The sequence below is a fragment of the Planococcus ruber genome (assembly GCF_022819085.1).
Taxonomy (GTDB): Bacteria; Bacillota; Bacilli; order Bacillales_A; family Planococcaceae; genus Planococcus; species Planococcus ruber.
The window spans coordinates 1,070,076-1,084,124 of the sequence record NZ_JALHAG010000001.1 but is presented as its reverse complement, the minus strand read 5'-3'; the positions used below and the strand labels follow the sequence as shown (position 1 = coordinate 1,084,124).

Below are 14,049 nucleotides of genomic sequence, written 5' to 3'. Positions count from 1 at the left end.
TGTTTAGCCTCTTCTTTTCTCGTATTTCCAAAATTTATTATTTTCGTGCTAAAATCATAACAGAACATATTTTAGGAGGAATACGATGTTTGAAACTTTAATCGAACGGCTTGTTCGCTATGCCAAGATCGATACCCAATCAGATCCCGAAAGTACAGCTACCCCTTCCACTTCAGGACAATGGGATTTGCTGAATGTACTTGAAAAAGAAATGAAAGGCATCGGCCTCGAAGAAGTCGAAACAGATGAATATGGCTATTTGTTTGGTACGCTTCCGGCAAATACAGAAAAAGAAATGCCTGTTATCGGTTTTCTGGCGCATGTGGATACCGCTCCTGATTTTACAGGAAAAAACGTAAACCCGCAGCGTATTGATCATTACGACGGAAAAGATATTTCGTTAAACGACTCTGTCATCATGTCCACTGCTGATTTCCCGGACCTCAAAAATTATGCGGGCCATACATTGCTGACTACTGACGGAACCACGCTTCTTGGAGCTGACAATAAAGCCGGCGTAGCGGAAATCATGACGGCCATGGAATACTTGGTGCAGCATCCGGAAATCGAACATGGAAAAATCCGTGTGGCTTTCACGCCGGACGAAGAAATCGGACGCGGTCCGCATAAATTTGATGTGGCACGTTTTGGCGCTGACTATGCTTACACGATGGACGGCGGCCCGCTCGGTGAATTGCAATATGAAAGCTTTAATGCCGCTGCCGGCAAATTGACGGTGCAAGGGAAAAGCGTACACCCGGGATCGGCTAAAGACAAAATGGTGAATGCACAAACCATCGCCATCCGTTTCCAAGAGCACATGCCAAAAAATGAAGTGCCGGAAGCAACCGAAGGCTATGAAGGGTTTATTCACTTGAACAACTTCAACGGCAATGTGGAAAAAGCTGTTCTTTCCTATATTATTAGAGATTTTGATAAAGAAAAATTCGAAGCCAAAAAACAGCTGATGCAAGAAACCGCTGAGAAATTGCAGCAGGAATACGGTGCTGAGGCAGTCACTTTGGAACTCGAAGACCAATACTACAATATGCGTGAAAAAATCGAACCCGTAATGGAGATTGTCGATTTAGCAGAGAACGCGATGAAAACGATTGGCATTGAACCAAATATTGTTCCTGTCAGAGGCGGAACGGACGGCTCCCAGCTTTCCTATATGGGCTTGCCGACGCCGAATATTTTCACTGGCGGAGAAAATTATCATGGCCAGTACGAATTCATTTCCGTGGATAATATGGAAAAAGCCACTCGCGTCATTCTTGAAATCGCGAAAATCCCACAATAAAAATAAGCGCCCGCGGGCGCTTATTTTTTTATAGAATCGCTCTTCCATTCTGGGCAAGTGCATAATGGATGCCGTGCTGCAAAGTTTGGAAGCAGTTAAATTTAGATAGATCGATGCCAGATTCTGTAATAACCATGCTCATCTGAGGGGAAATGCCCACAAGAATGGTTTTGGTTCCGATCAAACCTGCCGTTGATCCCAATTTTTCAATGAGACTGGCAGCCTCCTGCGTAAAGCGGTCATTCAGCCCCGTTAGATCCAGCACTAAATAATTCGCTTTATGTTTCGGCAGATTTTGCAATGTTTTCACCAGCAGCTCTTCTGCCCTTGCTTGGTCATATGTTCCGAGAAGCGGCACCACAACGATGTCTTCCAGAACCGGGATAATCGGAGATGAAATTTCTTTGATCAAACTGTTTAGTTCAGCTGTCTTTTCTTGTACCAATCTCTCCAGCTGATCGATCTGTTCGGCCTCTTTTAGCCGGGCAAAGCGGTGAATATTCTCTTCTATGTTTTGCTCCGACGGGAAATACTCGATAATCGTTTCCTCATATCCATCAATTTGATGATGGACGATGCTGTACCAAATGCTTGTATTGAAAAGTTTGCTGAAAATCCCGGCGTAATGGGCAGCCAAATATCTTCCGCCTTCTTTTTTCCCTTGCGCTACATTAATTTTGTGCTCCCAGCTATTCTTCAAATGCACACGAAGCGTTTGTTTGGCTTCGTCCATATCCCGTATTTTCGCAAGTCCCCATCCAGCAGATGCATATGTATTCGTAATCAGATTGGCTGCTTCAGCAACCGACACATTCTCCATTTCCGAGAAATAATCCCCTACCAGCAATCCTTGCCGAAATCCCGTCGATTCCATGACAACGCTTGCCGCATCTTCTCCGGAAATCTCTTCAATCGAATCAAAAAAGATTTTCATGGCAGAAGCTGTCCAGAAAAGCACCGAATCCTGTCCTTCAAATATGAATCTTCCTTCTTCCAGGTCCCATTCAAAACTCAGTCCACCTACATTTATTGAAGGTTTTGTTTCCATGATACAACTCCTCTCGTTCACTCCCTCTATTTTACCATAATGTTTGACAAGCTATTAGAAATAGCCCGAATAGGCATGAATTTAGAGCATTTTGATGCCAGAGGCGATACCGAAATGTTTTAAAACTCTCTATAAAAGGAATAAACCAGTAACAGACAAAGAAAGAGGTGCTTTCCATGAGTGACAAAAAACTTTTCGAAGGAAAAGAGCGCGAAACAAAAGACGGCGCTCCTATGGATAATCCTGAACAATTCAAGACGGACAAAAAAACGATGCATGAAATGTTCAAAGAAGAACAAACAGTGGACTCCCTCCCTCTTGAAGATTTGAAGCAGGAAAAAGCGGAAGAAGGCAAGCCGCGCGCTACAAAAGAAGATTCATCCAGCGAAGAAAAGTTCCCGGATTAATAATCAAAATACATCTACTTTTCTGAAGAACCGCAAGGCTAATGCCTTGCGGTTCTTTTATGTTATGATTCTCTTTGGAACAGGAGTGGATACATTTGAAAAACTGGATATACCCAGTAATGGTCGTTGTTGCGGCCAGCTGTTATGGAGTACTTTCTACGATTATAAAAGTCGCCATGAGCCATGGCTTTACAACAGCCGAAGCTGTTACAAGCCAATATTTTACCGGTTTTGTGCTAGCGGCTATTTTATTTGCCGTAACGCAAAGAAGCCTTCCGCGCCTACGCGGTTGGAAGATTCTTGTCTTATCCGGGTCGTTCACTGCAGCGACTGGAATGGTTTATAGCCATTCGCTTAATTACTTGCCAGCCTCGCTGGCAGTCGTGCTCTTATTCCAATTCACTTGGATCGGCATGTTCATGGATTGTATCGCAAACCGAAGATGGTTGAAGCGTATAGAAGTGATTTCGCTTCTCATATTGTTCGGGGGAACGATTCTTGCTGCCGGAGTTATTGACGCTGATTTAAGCGGCATCCCTTGGCAAGGATGGGCATGGGGAATTGGAGCTGCATTCTGCTTCTCAGCGTTCATGTTTGTCAATGGCAAGCAAATCGAAGGCATGGATACAACAACCCGCCTATTTTATGTGTCACTGGCAGCGGCTCTTGTCATCGCAGTCTTCCAGACGCCTGAAATCATGTGGAACGGAACTTTCTTCGGAGAAGGGTTATGGATATACGGCCTCCTTCTAGGATTCTTTGGAATCATCATGCCGATTTATTTTTTCTCAATTGCCGTCCCTCACGTAGGGTCGGGGCTAGCTTCCATTTTAAGTGCGATGGAACTGCCAGTCGCCGTTATTGCTTCGGTCATCATCTTAAGTGAATCTTTGACAGTGCTCCAGATTGTCGGCATCTTCGTCGTCCTTACTGGAATGGTGCTGCCAAGCATGTTCAACCGAACCCCAAAACCAGTCGAACGTGTTGAAGAACCTGCTTAACTAAGCAGGTTTTTTCTTTGCCCAATTTCTTCACGTTTATTTCCCGAGAAAACAGGAATACTAGAAGTAAGTTTAAATTCAAAGGAGTGGAAAATATGGATCAGCAAGAACTGAAGCAGCAGGCTTTAAAGATTTTAGAGGATAGTTATGTGGGGGTTTTGGCAACGGTGAAAGACGATAAACCGCATTCCCGCTATATGACATTCTTTAATGATGAATTCACGTTATATACAGCGACAAGCGATCAAACGCAAAAAGTCGATGAGCTTGAGAACAATCCGCATGCCCATATTCTCCTTGGCTATGAAGGCGAAGGCGTCGGCGATGCATTTCTTGAAATAGAAGGCACGATGGGCATCCATGACGATAAAAGCATCATTGACAAAGTATGGAACGAGCACTTAAGAGGCTGGTTCAGCGGTCCGGACGATCCTCATTTGGTGATTCTTGCGATTAAACCTTCGCGTGTACGCATTATCAATAAAAAAGGCGAAGAGCCGCAAACACTTGAATTGTAGACAAAAAACGGCTCCGATTTTTCGGGCCGTTTTTTTATGTGTGGAGGATTTCACGCAAGCCTTCCCGGTTAAAAAGAAGATCCTCCAGTGTGTATTCATCCAAAATCGCTAAATAAGCATGGAGCGCTTTTCCTAATACGCCGCGCAATCCACAAACCGGCGTTATGGGACAGCGGTTATGTTCGCGGTCAAAACACTCGACCAGATGAAAATCATCTTCCATCCGGCGCACAACCGTCCCCACATTGATATTTTGCGGAAGGTCGGCTAAGCGGATGCCTCCCCCACGGCCGCGGACCGTTTGGATAAATCCGGCTTTCCCGAGTTCAAATGTCACTTTCATTAGATGATTTTTGGATATATGGTAAGCGTCCGAAATTTCTTGGATGGTCGTCAATTTGCCTTCCGGTTTGGAACCCAAATAAATCAACACGCGCAATGAATAATCGGTATACATGGTTAGTTTCATCAATCTCACCTTCCCTGCCTCCTCATTATAGCCATTAAGGAGAGCCCGATAAAGCAATTGAGATTGCAGCGAACTTCACAAAGGAAAAAGGAGATGGTTTTCATGTTGTCAAATGAAACACGATCCATCATCAAGTCCACTGTTCCTGTATTGGAAGACCACGGCGTCACGATTACGTCAGCGTTTTATAAAAATCTCTTTGAAGCCCATCCCGAATTGCTGAATATCTTTAACCACGCAAACCAAGCGCAAGGAAGACAGCAGACAGCACTTGCCAAAGCCGTGTATGCGGCAGCCGTCCACATAGATGACTTGGCAGAAATTATGCCCGCCATTATCCAGATTGCCCATAAGCATGTAAGTTTAGGCGTAAAGCCGGAACATTACCCGATTGTCGGTGAACATCTTTTAAAAGCGATGAAAGAGGTGCTTGGCGATGCCGCAACGGATGACATCATCGATGCATGGGCTGAAGCTTACAGCGTGATTGCCGATGCCTTTATCGATGTGGAAAAAAATATGTACCGGAAAACGGCTGCGCAGGAAAACGGCTGGATGTATTTTAAAGACTTTGTAGTCGTCCGAAAAGAAAAGGAAAGCCAAGTCATCACTTCCTTCTATTTAAAACCGGTAGACCAATCGAATGTTCCTGCTTATATACCGGGGCAATACATTTCGCTGCGGCTGTCGATTCCAGGAGAGCCCTATACCATGATCCGCCAATACAGCCTGTCTCAAGCTTCTAAGCCGGACGAATTCCGGATTTCCGTAAAACGTGAAGCAGACAATGACCCTAATGGCGTCGTGTCGATTTACCTTCACGAAAAAATTCAGGAAGGCGACCGCGTGGAAATCAGTGCCCCTGCTGGCGTATTCGTGCTCGATTCGTCCAAAACAACGCCCGTTGCGTTTATCAGCGGCGGTGTCGGCATTACGCCAATGATGAGCATGTTTGAAACCGTGGCCACTTCGACTCCTGAGCGGCCGACCACGTTTTTGCATGGTGCCAGAAATCGCTTGCAGCACGCCTTTGACGAGGACATCCGCTCTTATACGGACCGGATGGAATATGCGTATTATAAAACCATTTACGACGAAGAAGATGGCTTTATCACACGCAGAACTTTAGAAGAATACGTAGATCCTTCAGGCGATGCTTATGTTTGCGGACCTCCTCCCTTTATGGTTAGCATCATTCGGGAGCTTCGCAATATCGGAATGGATGACAGCCGCATCCATTTTGAGTTTTTTGGTCCGGCCATCGATCTGCCTGATTCCAACTAAAGGATTTGCTTCATTTCAAAAAAGAGTTCGTGGGTTACTCCATGAACTCTTTTTTTATGTGAATTTTTTGTGAAGCAAAATGTGTCCAATTTTTAAAGATGTATTTTAAATATATCTTTAAAAGCATAAGAGGTTTATAGTCGAATTATAGAAAACAAAAGGAGCGAATGAAGATGCTATCTCAAGAAACAAAATCCATCATCAAATCTACGGTACCGGTACTTGAAGAACATGGCACAGCAATCACAACGGTCTTTTACAAGAATTTATTCGACGCACATCCTGAATTATTGAACATTTTCAATCATGCCAATCAGGCGAAAGGACGCCAACAGGCTGCACTTGCTAATACCGTTTATGCAGCTGCTGTCCATATCGACAATTTGGAAGCTATTTTGCCGGCGGTTGTTCAAATCGCGAACAAGCACGTCAGTCTGGGCATCAAACCTGAGCATTATCCGATTGTCGGAGAATACCTTTTAAAAGCGATTAAAGAAGTTCTTGGAGATGCGGCGACGGATGAAATCATCCAGGCATGGGCCGACGCTTATGGCATGATTGCCGACGCCTTTATCGGGGTGGAGCAAGGCCTGTATGAAAAAGCGGAAAATCAAGCGAACGGCTGGAAATTCTTCAAAGAGTTCGTGGTCGCCGACAAAGTAAAAGAAAGTGAAAACATCGTTTCCTTTTATTTAAAGCCGGCGGATGGCTCCCATGTGCCTGCGTATCAAGCTGGCCAGTATATTTCCGTACGCCTCGCTATTCCGGGAGTAGACTATTTGTTCAACAGACAGTACAGTTTATCCCAAGCGGCAAATCCTGATCAATTCCGCATTTCTGTGAAGCGTGAAGCGGACAATGATCCAAACGGGCGCGTATCGGTTTACCTTCACGAAGAATTAGCTGTCGGTGATGCCATTGAAGTCAGTGCCCCTGCTGGCGAATTTGTGCTGGATAGTGAAAAAGATTCTCCCGTTGCTTTCATCAGCGGCGGTGTCGGCATTACGCCGATGATGAGCATGTTCGAAACTGTCGCGGCGTTAACGCCTGAACGTCCAACCGTTTTCCTCCATGCCGCACGAAATGAGTCTTTGCATGCCTTTGACCGCGATATTCAAAATCATCTCGCAACAATGGCGAACGCTGCCTACAAGACGCTGTATTCGGACCTTCCGGATGGCTACATCACCCGTGCGGTTCTGGAAGAGTTTGTGGATATTACAGGCGATGTCTATGTATGCGGACCCGTGCCTTTTATGGAAGCGATCATCCATGAACTGCGTGCCATGGGCATGAAAGAACAGCAAATTCATTTTGAATTCTTTGGTCCGGCCGTAGCATTGCGAACGGTATAAAATTTCAAGGAAAACTGAAGGATCGGCCAACGCTATTCCATAGCTTTTGGCCGATCCTTCTTTTTTCTCACTTTACGGAACCTTCTTTTAAAAATTCCAAACGGTTGCCGAACGGATCGAAAACAAAAAATCGTTCGACGCCAGGGATGCTGGCATCATTTTTTACGTCAATGCCTTCGCTATCCAATTGGCCCTTCAACGCTTCATAGCCATTTACAAAAAAAGCAGGGTGTGCTTTTTTCGCTGGAGAAAAGGGCTCTTCCACTCCTACATGCAGCTGAAAAGCCCCAAATTCAAACCATACGCCTCCCCGCGACTTCAATGGCTCCGGTTTTTCCACTTCCTTCATGCCCAATAAATCTCCGTAAAATTTTCGCGCCTGTTCTTCGTTCCCTTTCGGCGCAGCCACTTGCACGTGGTCGATTTTGCTGATCGAAAATGCCATTTTTTCGCCTCCCCTTCTGCCCTAGTTTAATAAACGAATGGGAAAAAGAACATTCAATTGTATGGATGAATTACGATAAGTTTTAGTTATCCCTTTGCAAATTCTTTCTTTTCCCTTAGCATGATGAGTAGTTAAAGGAGTGAAAATCCATGGAAGCATCTCCAGAGCTTAAACTCATCCTCGCCCATTATTCAGTAGCCGCCGGACGCACACCTGAAGCACCGCTGTCCCATGACATGAAAACAGCGGTGCTTCAATTAAAGGAATGGTGCGGAAGCGTGAATGACGGCGCTGCGGTTTCGTATTTCTTCCGGCAGTATGCCTTATTCATCACGGCTCAATTTGATTTGATCGTTAATCATGGCTGTTATTTTAAAGGTTCGTTCAGTGATTTGCGTTTTAATCAGGTCCGCAATTATGGCTTTCCTTTGCTTGAGACTCATGCTGCCCCTGAACATCTTGCAATGATTTCAGATACCGGACGTTTTGCTGCTATGCACGAAGTGCTTTATGAGCAAGCTGACCGGGCCATTCAGGAATTCCGCCGCTATGTAAAAATTTCGCCCATTATTCTTTGGGAAAACATTTTAGGGTCGCTCCTGTGGTTCTATGCCAATTTTGAAAAACGCCAACCGCGAAGAGCAGCTGAAGATCTGGAGTGGCTGCTGGAGACAGAACATTGGAAGCCGATCAAAACATCTTATCTCGCTAAACTTTTAGGCAACTCCTCTTTGGAGGCAGCCGTCACCCGCCCTTTGCGAAAAACCTGCTGTTTATACAAAGAACTCGATGCTTTTGAAACTTGCACCTTTTGCCCGCAGCCTCACCTTCATAAGAATGCATAAAAATCCCCGGCTCCACGCCGGGGATTTTTGATTATTTTTCGAACACTTCATGCAGGATTTGCCCTGGTGAACTGTTGATCAAGTTTTTATAAACACAACTGTTCGGTTTTTTCATCAAAACCTTAGCAAACGATTTCGCATGTTCTGTTTCTCCCACAACATGGATTTCATCCCAATGGCGTTCTTTTTTCAAATTCTCAATTTTGCTGCTCATATCTTTATAAAAACGTTCTAAGTTTTCGCGCAACCGATGGTCCAAATCGTCCGCATGGCTTCCGCTGTTTCCGCCTAAATGCGCTCCACCGCCGCCCATGCTATTGCCACCGCCGCTTCTCGCTGCGGAATGGACGCCTTTTTGCTCCGTCCACACTTCTAAACCTGAATCAAATTCATAGAAAATCTCTTCGTTGATAATCCCCATTGAAGTATCCAGTACGCGGATCCCTTTAAAGCTAGGCAGCACCACGCCTGCATACGGATAGGCTTTATACATATAGCGCAATTCATCCAGTGCCGGCTTCGCTTCCCAGTGGAAACTTGTTTTCACCGGCACTTGAACATAGTGCACGGACCATAAATCATCATGTGTAGATGCAAAAATAACGACACCCTTTTGGAGGTCGTCTTTATGGTCAAGTATTTCCCGCTCCACTTTTTTTCTCAGCTCTTTGTAGCGCTTCATTTCTTTTTCATCTTGTGAGGCTTCTAAATATTCATCCAATCGTTTCAAACCATTTTTGAGGTGAATTTTCCAAGCGCCATTTTGTGCGTTCAAATCCGCCGGGTTCGTATTCAAGTAGACGCTTAATACGCAACGGTCATCACAATTAAATGCCTTTAGTTTCTGGATTTCATCATATAATGTCATTCATCCATCATCCTCCTTAAAATACATCCTCTATAATTCCTTACCCTAAGTCTTCTACATTAAACGAAAGACTTCCTTCTTTTTTTATTATTCTGACGTTTAAAAGAGGTCTACCGAGGTAAACAGATAGTGCAATCAAAAAAAGGGAGTGTGGACCGAATGGAAAATATCGATAAAAAAGTAGACGATAAATTAAAATCTTTTGATGATGAGAAAAAAGAAGATATCTTAGCGAACTTTGAACATTTCAAGCAATACTTAAGCAGTAAAGTTGAAATGGGTGAAAAATTAGGATTGAGCGAAGAGCGTTTGGCCCAGATCACTGAAAAAGTCGCCAATTACTTAGCGAAAAACGAAGATCCGAAAAACCGCGAAGAATATCTCCTCCAGGAATTATGGAAAGTTGGAGAAAAAGAAGAGCAGCATATGCTTGCCCACATGCTCTTGCGTTTAGTGAAAAAAGAGTAGCATTATTGATCAGTCTATAGAAAAAGCGTCCCTATACAAGGGACGCTTTTTTGTCGAATAATTGGAACATCAGTAAATAGACAAGGCCGCTAGCTACTGCCAATAAAGCGAGAATGGCAAACGTCCAGCTGAAACCGAACCAGGCTGTCATGGGAATTGACACCGGCGCAATCATTCGCCCGATGGTATAGCGCATACTTGCAGCTGCAAAATACTGGCCCCGCATATCTTCTGGAGCCAGTTTCGAGATGAAGCTCTGCTGGATGCCCACGACCATCAGTTCAGCAAACGTAAAGATGGCCATAGCGATGACGAAGATCCAAAATAGTGAAGTCAATGGGAAGAGAAGCATGGCAGCTGCATAGAAGCAGGCTGATAAGAAAAATACCCATTTTTCGCGGAACTTTGTCATCCACCTTGTGACTATCACCGTCATCAACGCAACTAAAAGGCCATTTTCCGATAACAGGAAACCGAATGAAGTCTCGCCTGTCACGGTCCATTCCTTGCTTCCGAAAGAAGCAATCGTCTGGACATCAATCGATTCTTTCAAGTAGATCGGAAACAGCAGATCCAGCTGCATGAATGTCTGGGCCCCCAGGATGCCGGCAATAACGAACAGGAGGAAGACCCGGTCTTTAAAAATCAATCCGTATTCTTTGAGTTGGCCGAGAACCGCTTTTGACAGACCCGCAGATTCCCCTTCTGCCCATTTGTCCTGCATCTTTTGAGACAACGTTTCGTTTGTGTAAAGGCGCAGCACCAATCCAAGAATCATCGAGATTACCGCCACCGTCAATAAGAGTTCGAAGCGGAATGAGAAAAATAGTACAGCACCGATCAGCGGCCCTACGACTACGGCAATATTCAAGGTGGTGTAGAAAATGGCAAACACATCGCTCCTGTATTTTTCCGGTACGACATCCGCTACCATTGCCTGGCTCGCAGGCCAATAGAGCGAGCTGCACATTCCAGCAATAGTGAAAGCCACAAACCCTAAAGCCGCTGAATCAAACCAAGGCGAATTGGCAAAAGCGAATAGCAGGAATGCAGCTCCCTGCGCAATGGAAGCGATGACAAGCATTCGCCGCCGGCCAAATCGGTCAGCGCAATATCCGCCAATTAAATTGGCTGCTACAGAAAAAACCTGGGAGACGATAAGCAATAAACCTGCTGTCCCTTTGCCAAATTCTTCTGCAAAATAGATCGCTAAAAATGGAAATACCATCCAATAACTTGTGTTCATAAAAAATTCGCCGACAAGGCGCACTTTTAAACTTCGATCCCAATCTCTAATTTTCATTTTCCTGTCCCCGCGTTCCTAAGTTGAATGTAAAACGTGCTGTCAGTCAATCACTTCCAACAATTTGTAGCTCAAACAAATATCAATCATCAAGTCTTTCCGTTCTTTAGCGAATTGGATCGATAGCCGTTCATGATCCCGTTCAACGATTTTTCCCGTACCAAAAACACGATGCCGAACTTTTGCCCCTTCAACCAGCTCGTCATCTGCTTTAACAGCATTGGGATTATCCGGAACGTCCACTTTAATCGGGGTTCGAGCAGCCGGTTTCCGCTCCTTCACTGCTTTACTTGTTGTTTTTTCAGGAACGATTATTTCACGCACTTCATTCATAAAGCGAGATTCGTTATCATAGCTGATCAATTCCAAATGTTTTTTGGCACGCGTCATTCCTACATAAAACAACCTTCTTGCCTCTTCCAGCGTCGCTGGATTTTCTGCATCTTCTTCAGCGGGAATCACGCCTTCCACCAAATCCACCATATAGACCCGATCGAATTCAAGCCCTTTGGAACTGTGGAAAGTCGACAATGTCAGCATATCGTCTGTCTTTTCCGCTTTCGCATTTTGTGTAATCTGCTCAAGCTCTTTCAGCCTTACCGCAAATTCCGTCATGGACGCTAAAGGTTCTGCAATTTGCTCAAGCTTCATGAGGATCTGCTCCAAGTACTGCAGACGCATCCCGAATTTTTCTGCCCGGCTCGAAAGCATCTGGTCATAGCCGAGATCTGCCCGGATCGTGCGGATAACTTTTAGCGGACGCATGCTATTCAAGGCTTCAAACCATTTCTTTTGCTCGTTGAGAATTTTGATTTGGTAGTCCTTTAGCGTGACGCTCCGGTTAATCTCATCGAATGCGTTATGCTGCGTCGGCTTCATCCGGCTTAAATACTTCAATTGGCTGCCTGACCAATACGCATTGGTTTTCGAAGCAATTTTGGCATAGATGTCCACCCGTTCCGGTTTTAAGCTAAAACGCATGAAATTCAGCATGTCTTCGACAATCCAATGGGAGAAAAAGCGGTTGTCTGCGTCCTTCATATAAAAAGGAATGCCATGGCGCTCCAATTCGCTCATCAACAAAGTGGAAGATGAATTATTGCGATACAGAATGGCCACTTCACCAAAATCGGTTAATTGCTTTAATTCTTTAAAGAGATACTTGAGCTGCGCTTCTTCTGATGAAAGCCGCTTTAGCACAATGGGCTCCCCGGCCGGCTGTTTGGTGAACATATTCTTATCATGGCGCTGCTTATTGGCTTTGATGAAGACATTTGCCGTATCGACGATATTCTTGGTTGAGCGGTAATTGCGCTCCATTTTCATCACATACGCATCCGGATACACGCTCTTAAATTTCAGCAGATACGTCGGTTCCGCTGCCCGCCACGTATAAATCGATTGATCATCATCGGCCACTACGCAAAGATTGTGATGGCGAGCCACCAGTTTTTCTACAATCGCATGTTGGATAAGGGATGTATCCTGGCTTTCATCGGTCATGACGTATTCCCATTTATTCTGGTATTTCGACAGCAATGCCTCGTCTTTTTCTAAAGCTTCATTAGCCAAAGACAGCATGTCATCAAAATCCACTAACCGCTGGTCATAATTTTCTTTAAAAGCTTCGTAAGTTTTTAAGATTTCGTTAGCGCCGTCAAATGGCGCTTTCAGCTGGGACCATTTTTCACGGGGAATCATTTTGTTTTTGACAAAACTGATAAACGAAGTCAATTCCTCTAATTGATCATCTGTAATGGGCTCGCCTACTTCCGTCTGATACATTTCCCGGAGAAGGCGTTTCTTGTGGAGGCCATTGGATTCGCTTCCTTCAATCATGATATAGCGGGAGTCCGCAAAATATTCACGGGTGATCTGAAAAGCTAAACTGTGGATCGTTGAGAAATCGACAGGCGAAAGCTTCGGAAAAAAGCGTTTATAGCGTTCGTTCATATCGAACGCCGAGGCTTTACTGAACGTAATCGCTTTGATCTTTTGCGGGCGCACGCCTTTTTCCTCAATCAAATAGCCGATTCTCATAATCATTGTTGTAGTTTTCCCCGAACCTGGACACGCTAAAAGAAGCAATGGGCCGTCTGTCCGTTCCACAGCTTTCTTCTGGATTTTATTCAGTTCCACTCCAAGCTCTTTCTGTTTCCGTTCAAAAAAATGGCTCATATGCTGCTCCTTCGCTGTTTCATTCCTTCTATTTTAACACACAAAAGGACTCAAATTAATGAGTCCTTCTTTGGTAATTCCTTAAAATTCAAATGAAGTTTTTCTCATCCGGTTTACTGATCGGCTCTGCATTCCGTTTATCCTTTCGGGTTTTCGGATTTTCATAATGCCGTTCATCGAGCCCTTCTTTTTGTTCATCTAATTGCTCACCGATTTCCCTCGGATCTTCTGAGTGAAGTTTTTCGTTCTGCCGTTCCGCTTTTTTGCTTTCCGGCGCTTCAAAGTGGTCTCCATGCTTTTCTTTATCAGCAAACATTTGCATGTCTCCTTCCAAGAATAGTTTTGAAGTGTTACTTTGTTTCAAGAATTTCTGCCACTCGCCCGACTTGGCCATCTTCAAGCCGAACTTTAATGCCGTGCGGATGGGTAGCTGAATTGGTTAAGATATCTTTTACAATGCCTTTGGTCAATTTACCGGATCGCTGGTCTTGTTTCAGCACAATATTCACTGCAATCCCTGGTTTTACATCGATTCTTTTTTTGCCGTCCATTGTCTT

At 44.6% G+C, this 14,049-nt stretch carries 16 protein-coding genes; 8 read left to right on the top strand and 8 right to left on the bottom strand.

Annotated elements, in window-relative coordinates; translation table 11 throughout:
• Positions 1-85: 85 nt before the first annotated feature.
• Positions 86-1,303, top strand: coding sequence for a peptidase T (gene pepT, locus MTR82_RS05550; RefSeq protein WP_246808193.1), 1,218 nt, complete (start codon positions 86-88; stop codon positions 1,301-1,303).
• Positions 1,304-1,331: 28 nt separating this feature from the next.
• Here the strand turns inward: pepT and MTR82_RS05545 are convergent, their stop codons facing one another.
• Positions 1,332-2,351 (bottom strand): STAS domain-containing protein, encoded by a 1,020-nt coding sequence (locus tag MTR82_RS05545; RefSeq protein ID WP_246808192.1) that lies wholly within the window; start codon positions 2,349-2,351, stop codon positions 1,332-1,334.
• A gap of 176 nt (positions 2,352-2,527) precedes the next feature.
• Between MTR82_RS05545 and MTR82_RS05540 the strand changes: the two genes are divergently transcribed.
• The 3 genes from MTR82_RS05540 to MTR82_RS05530 all read left to right on the top strand — a co-directional run bounded on the left by MTR82_RS05540 (position 2,528) and on the right by MTR82_RS05530 (position 4,277).
• Complete coding sequence (locus tag MTR82_RS05540) at positions 2,528-2,758, top strand: hypothetical protein (protein WP_246808191.1); 231 nt, start codon at positions 2,528-2,530, stop codon at positions 2,756-2,758.
• 95 nt (positions 2,759-2,853) lie between these two features.
• A complete protein-coding gene (locus MTR82_RS05535) occupies positions 2,854-3,759 on the top strand; it encodes an EamA family transporter (RefSeq protein ID WP_246808190.1) in 906 nt (301 codons plus the stop codon).
• Positions 3,760-3,854: 95 nt separating this feature from the next.
• The gene (locus tag MTR82_RS05530; protein WP_246808189.1) at positions 3,855-4,277 is read left to right on the top strand and encodes a pyridoxamine 5'-phosphate oxidase family protein; all 423 of its coding nucleotides are present in this window, start codon (positions 3,855-3,857) and stop codon (positions 4,275-4,277) included.
• A 34-nt stretch (positions 4,278-4,311) separates the two neighbouring features.
• On the opposite strand, the gene MTR82_RS05525 is transcribed toward MTR82_RS05530, so the two are convergent.
• Complete coding sequence (locus MTR82_RS05525) at positions 4,312-4,746, bottom strand: Rrf2 family transcriptional regulator (protein ID WP_052654371.1); 435 nt, start codon at positions 4,744-4,746, stop codon at positions 4,312-4,314.
• A gap of 102 nt (positions 4,747-4,848) precedes the next feature.
• Between MTR82_RS05525 and hmpA (MTR82_RS05520) the strand changes: the two genes are divergently transcribed.
• Both hmpA (MTR82_RS05520) and hmpA (MTR82_RS05515) read left to right on the top strand, forming a co-directional pair.
• Positions 4,849-6,030, top strand: a complete 1,182-nt coding sequence (gene hmpA, locus MTR82_RS05520; protein ID WP_246808188.1) for an NO-inducible flavohemoprotein — start codon at positions 4,849-4,851, stop codon at positions 6,028-6,030.
• Positions 6,031-6,203: 173 nt separating this feature from the next.
• On the top strand, positions 6,204-7,385 hold the full coding sequence (gene hmpA, locus MTR82_RS05515; RefSeq protein WP_246808187.1) for an NO-inducible flavohemoprotein: 1,182 nt from the start codon (positions 6,204-6,206) through the stop codon (positions 7,383-7,385).
• A gap of 67 nt (positions 7,386-7,452) precedes the next feature.
• Here hmpA (MTR82_RS05515) and MTR82_RS05510 read toward each other — a convergent pair whose 3' ends face one another.
• Positions 7,453-7,830 carry a VOC family protein gene (locus MTR82_RS05510; RefSeq protein WP_246808186.1) on the bottom strand — a complete coding sequence of 126 codons (378 nt, stop codon included), beginning with the start codon at positions 7,828-7,830 and terminating at the stop codon, positions 7,453-7,455.
• 149 nt (positions 7,831-7,979) lie between these two features.
• Between MTR82_RS05510 and MTR82_RS05505 the strand changes: the two genes are divergently transcribed.
• Positions 7,980-8,675: a hypothetical protein gene (locus MTR82_RS05505; RefSeq protein WP_246808185.1), complete on the top strand. Its 696-nt coding sequence runs from the start codon at positions 7,980-7,982 to the stop codon at positions 8,673-8,675.
• 31 nt (positions 8,676-8,706) lie between these two features.
• Here the strand turns inward: MTR82_RS05505 and MTR82_RS05500 are convergent, their stop codons facing one another.
• Positions 8,707-9,543, bottom strand: coding sequence for a VLRF1 family aeRF1-type release factor (locus tag MTR82_RS05500; RefSeq protein ID WP_052650536.1), 837 nt, complete (start codon positions 9,541-9,543; stop codon positions 8,707-8,709).
• Positions 9,544-9,702: 159 nt separating this feature from the next.
• Between MTR82_RS05500 and MTR82_RS05495 the strand changes: the two genes are divergently transcribed.
• Positions 9,703-10,011, top strand: a complete 309-nt coding sequence (locus tag MTR82_RS05495) for a DUF3243 domain-containing protein (RefSeq protein WP_052650535.1) — start codon at positions 9,703-9,705, stop codon at positions 10,009-10,011.
• 31 nt (positions 10,012-10,042) lie between these two features.
• On the opposite strand, the gene MTR82_RS05490 is transcribed toward MTR82_RS05495, so the two are convergent.
• The 4 genes from MTR82_RS05490 to MTR82_RS05475 all read right to left on the bottom strand — a co-directional run bounded on the left by MTR82_RS05490 (position 10,043) and on the right by MTR82_RS05475 (position 14,043).
• Positions 10,043-11,314 carry an MDR family MFS transporter gene (locus MTR82_RS05490; protein WP_052650534.1) on the bottom strand — a complete coding sequence of 424 codons (1,272 nt, stop codon included), beginning with the start codon at positions 11,312-11,314 and terminating at the stop codon, positions 10,043-10,045.
• 42 nt (positions 11,315-11,356) lie between these two features.
• Entirely contained in the window at positions 11,357-13,492 is a 2,136-nt protein-coding gene (locus MTR82_RS05485; protein WP_246808184.1) for an ATP-dependent helicase, read from the bottom strand.
• An 88-nt stretch (positions 13,493-13,580) separates the two neighbouring features.
• Positions 13,581-13,808: a hypothetical protein gene (locus MTR82_RS05480; protein ID WP_246808182.1), complete on the bottom strand. Its 228-nt coding sequence runs from the start codon at positions 13,806-13,808 to the stop codon at positions 13,581-13,583.
• 34 nt (positions 13,809-13,842) lie between these two features.
• Complete coding sequence (locus MTR82_RS05475) at positions 13,843-14,043, bottom strand: YwbE family protein (RefSeq protein WP_052650531.1); 201 nt, start codon at positions 14,041-14,043, stop codon at positions 13,843-13,845.
• Between the last annotated feature and the right edge of the window lie 6 nt (positions 14,044-14,049).

Bases quoted from the DNA above. Each gene is read 5' to 3' on its own strand.
- MTR82_RS05485 (WP_246808184.1), bottom strand. From the start codon at position 13,492: ATGAGCCATTTTTTTGAACGGAAACAGAAAGAGCTTGGAGTGGAACTG.
- MTR82_RS05545 (WP_246808192.1), bottom strand. From the start codon at position 2,351: ATGGAAACAAAACCTTCAATAAATGTAGGTGGACTGAGTTTTGAATGG.
- MTR82_RS05490 (WP_052650534.1), bottom strand. From the start codon at position 11,314: ATGAAAATTAGAGATTGGGATCGAAGTTTAAAAGTGCGCCTTGTCGGC.
- MTR82_RS05525 (WP_052654371.1), bottom strand. From the start codon at position 4,746: ATGAAACTAACCATGTATACCGATTATTCATTGCGCGTGTTGATTTAT.
- MTR82_RS05505 (WP_246808185.1), top strand. From the start codon at position 7,980: ATGGAAGCATCTCCAGAGCTTAAACTCATCCTCGCCCATTATTCAGTA.
- MTR82_RS05540 (WP_246808191.1), top strand. From the start codon at position 2,528: ATGAGTGACAAAAAACTTTTCGAAGGAAAAGAGCGCGAAACAAAAGAC.
- MTR82_RS05480 (WP_246808182.1), bottom strand. From the start codon at position 13,808: ATGTTTGCTGATAAAGAAAAGCATGGAGACCACTTTGAAGCGCCGGAA.
- pepT (WP_246808193.1), top strand. From the start codon at position 86: ATGTTTGAAACTTTAATCGAACGGCTTGTTCGCTATGCCAAGATCGAT.
- hmpA (WP_246808188.1), top strand. From the start codon at position 4,849: ATGTTGTCAAATGAAACACGATCCATCATCAAGTCCACTGTTCCTGTA.
- MTR82_RS05495 (WP_052650535.1), top strand. From the start codon at position 9,703: ATGGAAAATATCGATAAAAAAGTAGACGATAAATTAAAATCTTTTGAT.
- MTR82_RS05475 (WP_052650531.1), bottom strand. From the start codon at position 14,043: ATGGACGGCAAAAAAAGAATCGATGTAAAACCAGGGATTGCAGTGAAT.
- MTR82_RS05510 (WP_246808186.1), bottom strand. From the start codon at position 7,830: ATGGCATTTTCGATCAGCAAAATCGACCACGTGCAAGTGGCTGCGCCG.
- MTR82_RS05530 (WP_246808189.1), top strand. From the start codon at position 3,855: ATGGATCAGCAAGAACTGAAGCAGCAGGCTTTAAAGATTTTAGAGGAT.
- hmpA (WP_246808187.1), top strand. From the start codon at position 6,204: ATGCTATCTCAAGAAACAAAATCCATCATCAAATCTACGGTACCGGTA.
- MTR82_RS05500 (WP_052650536.1), bottom strand. From the start codon at position 9,543: ATGACATTATATGATGAAATCCAGAAACTAAAGGCATTTAATTGTGAT.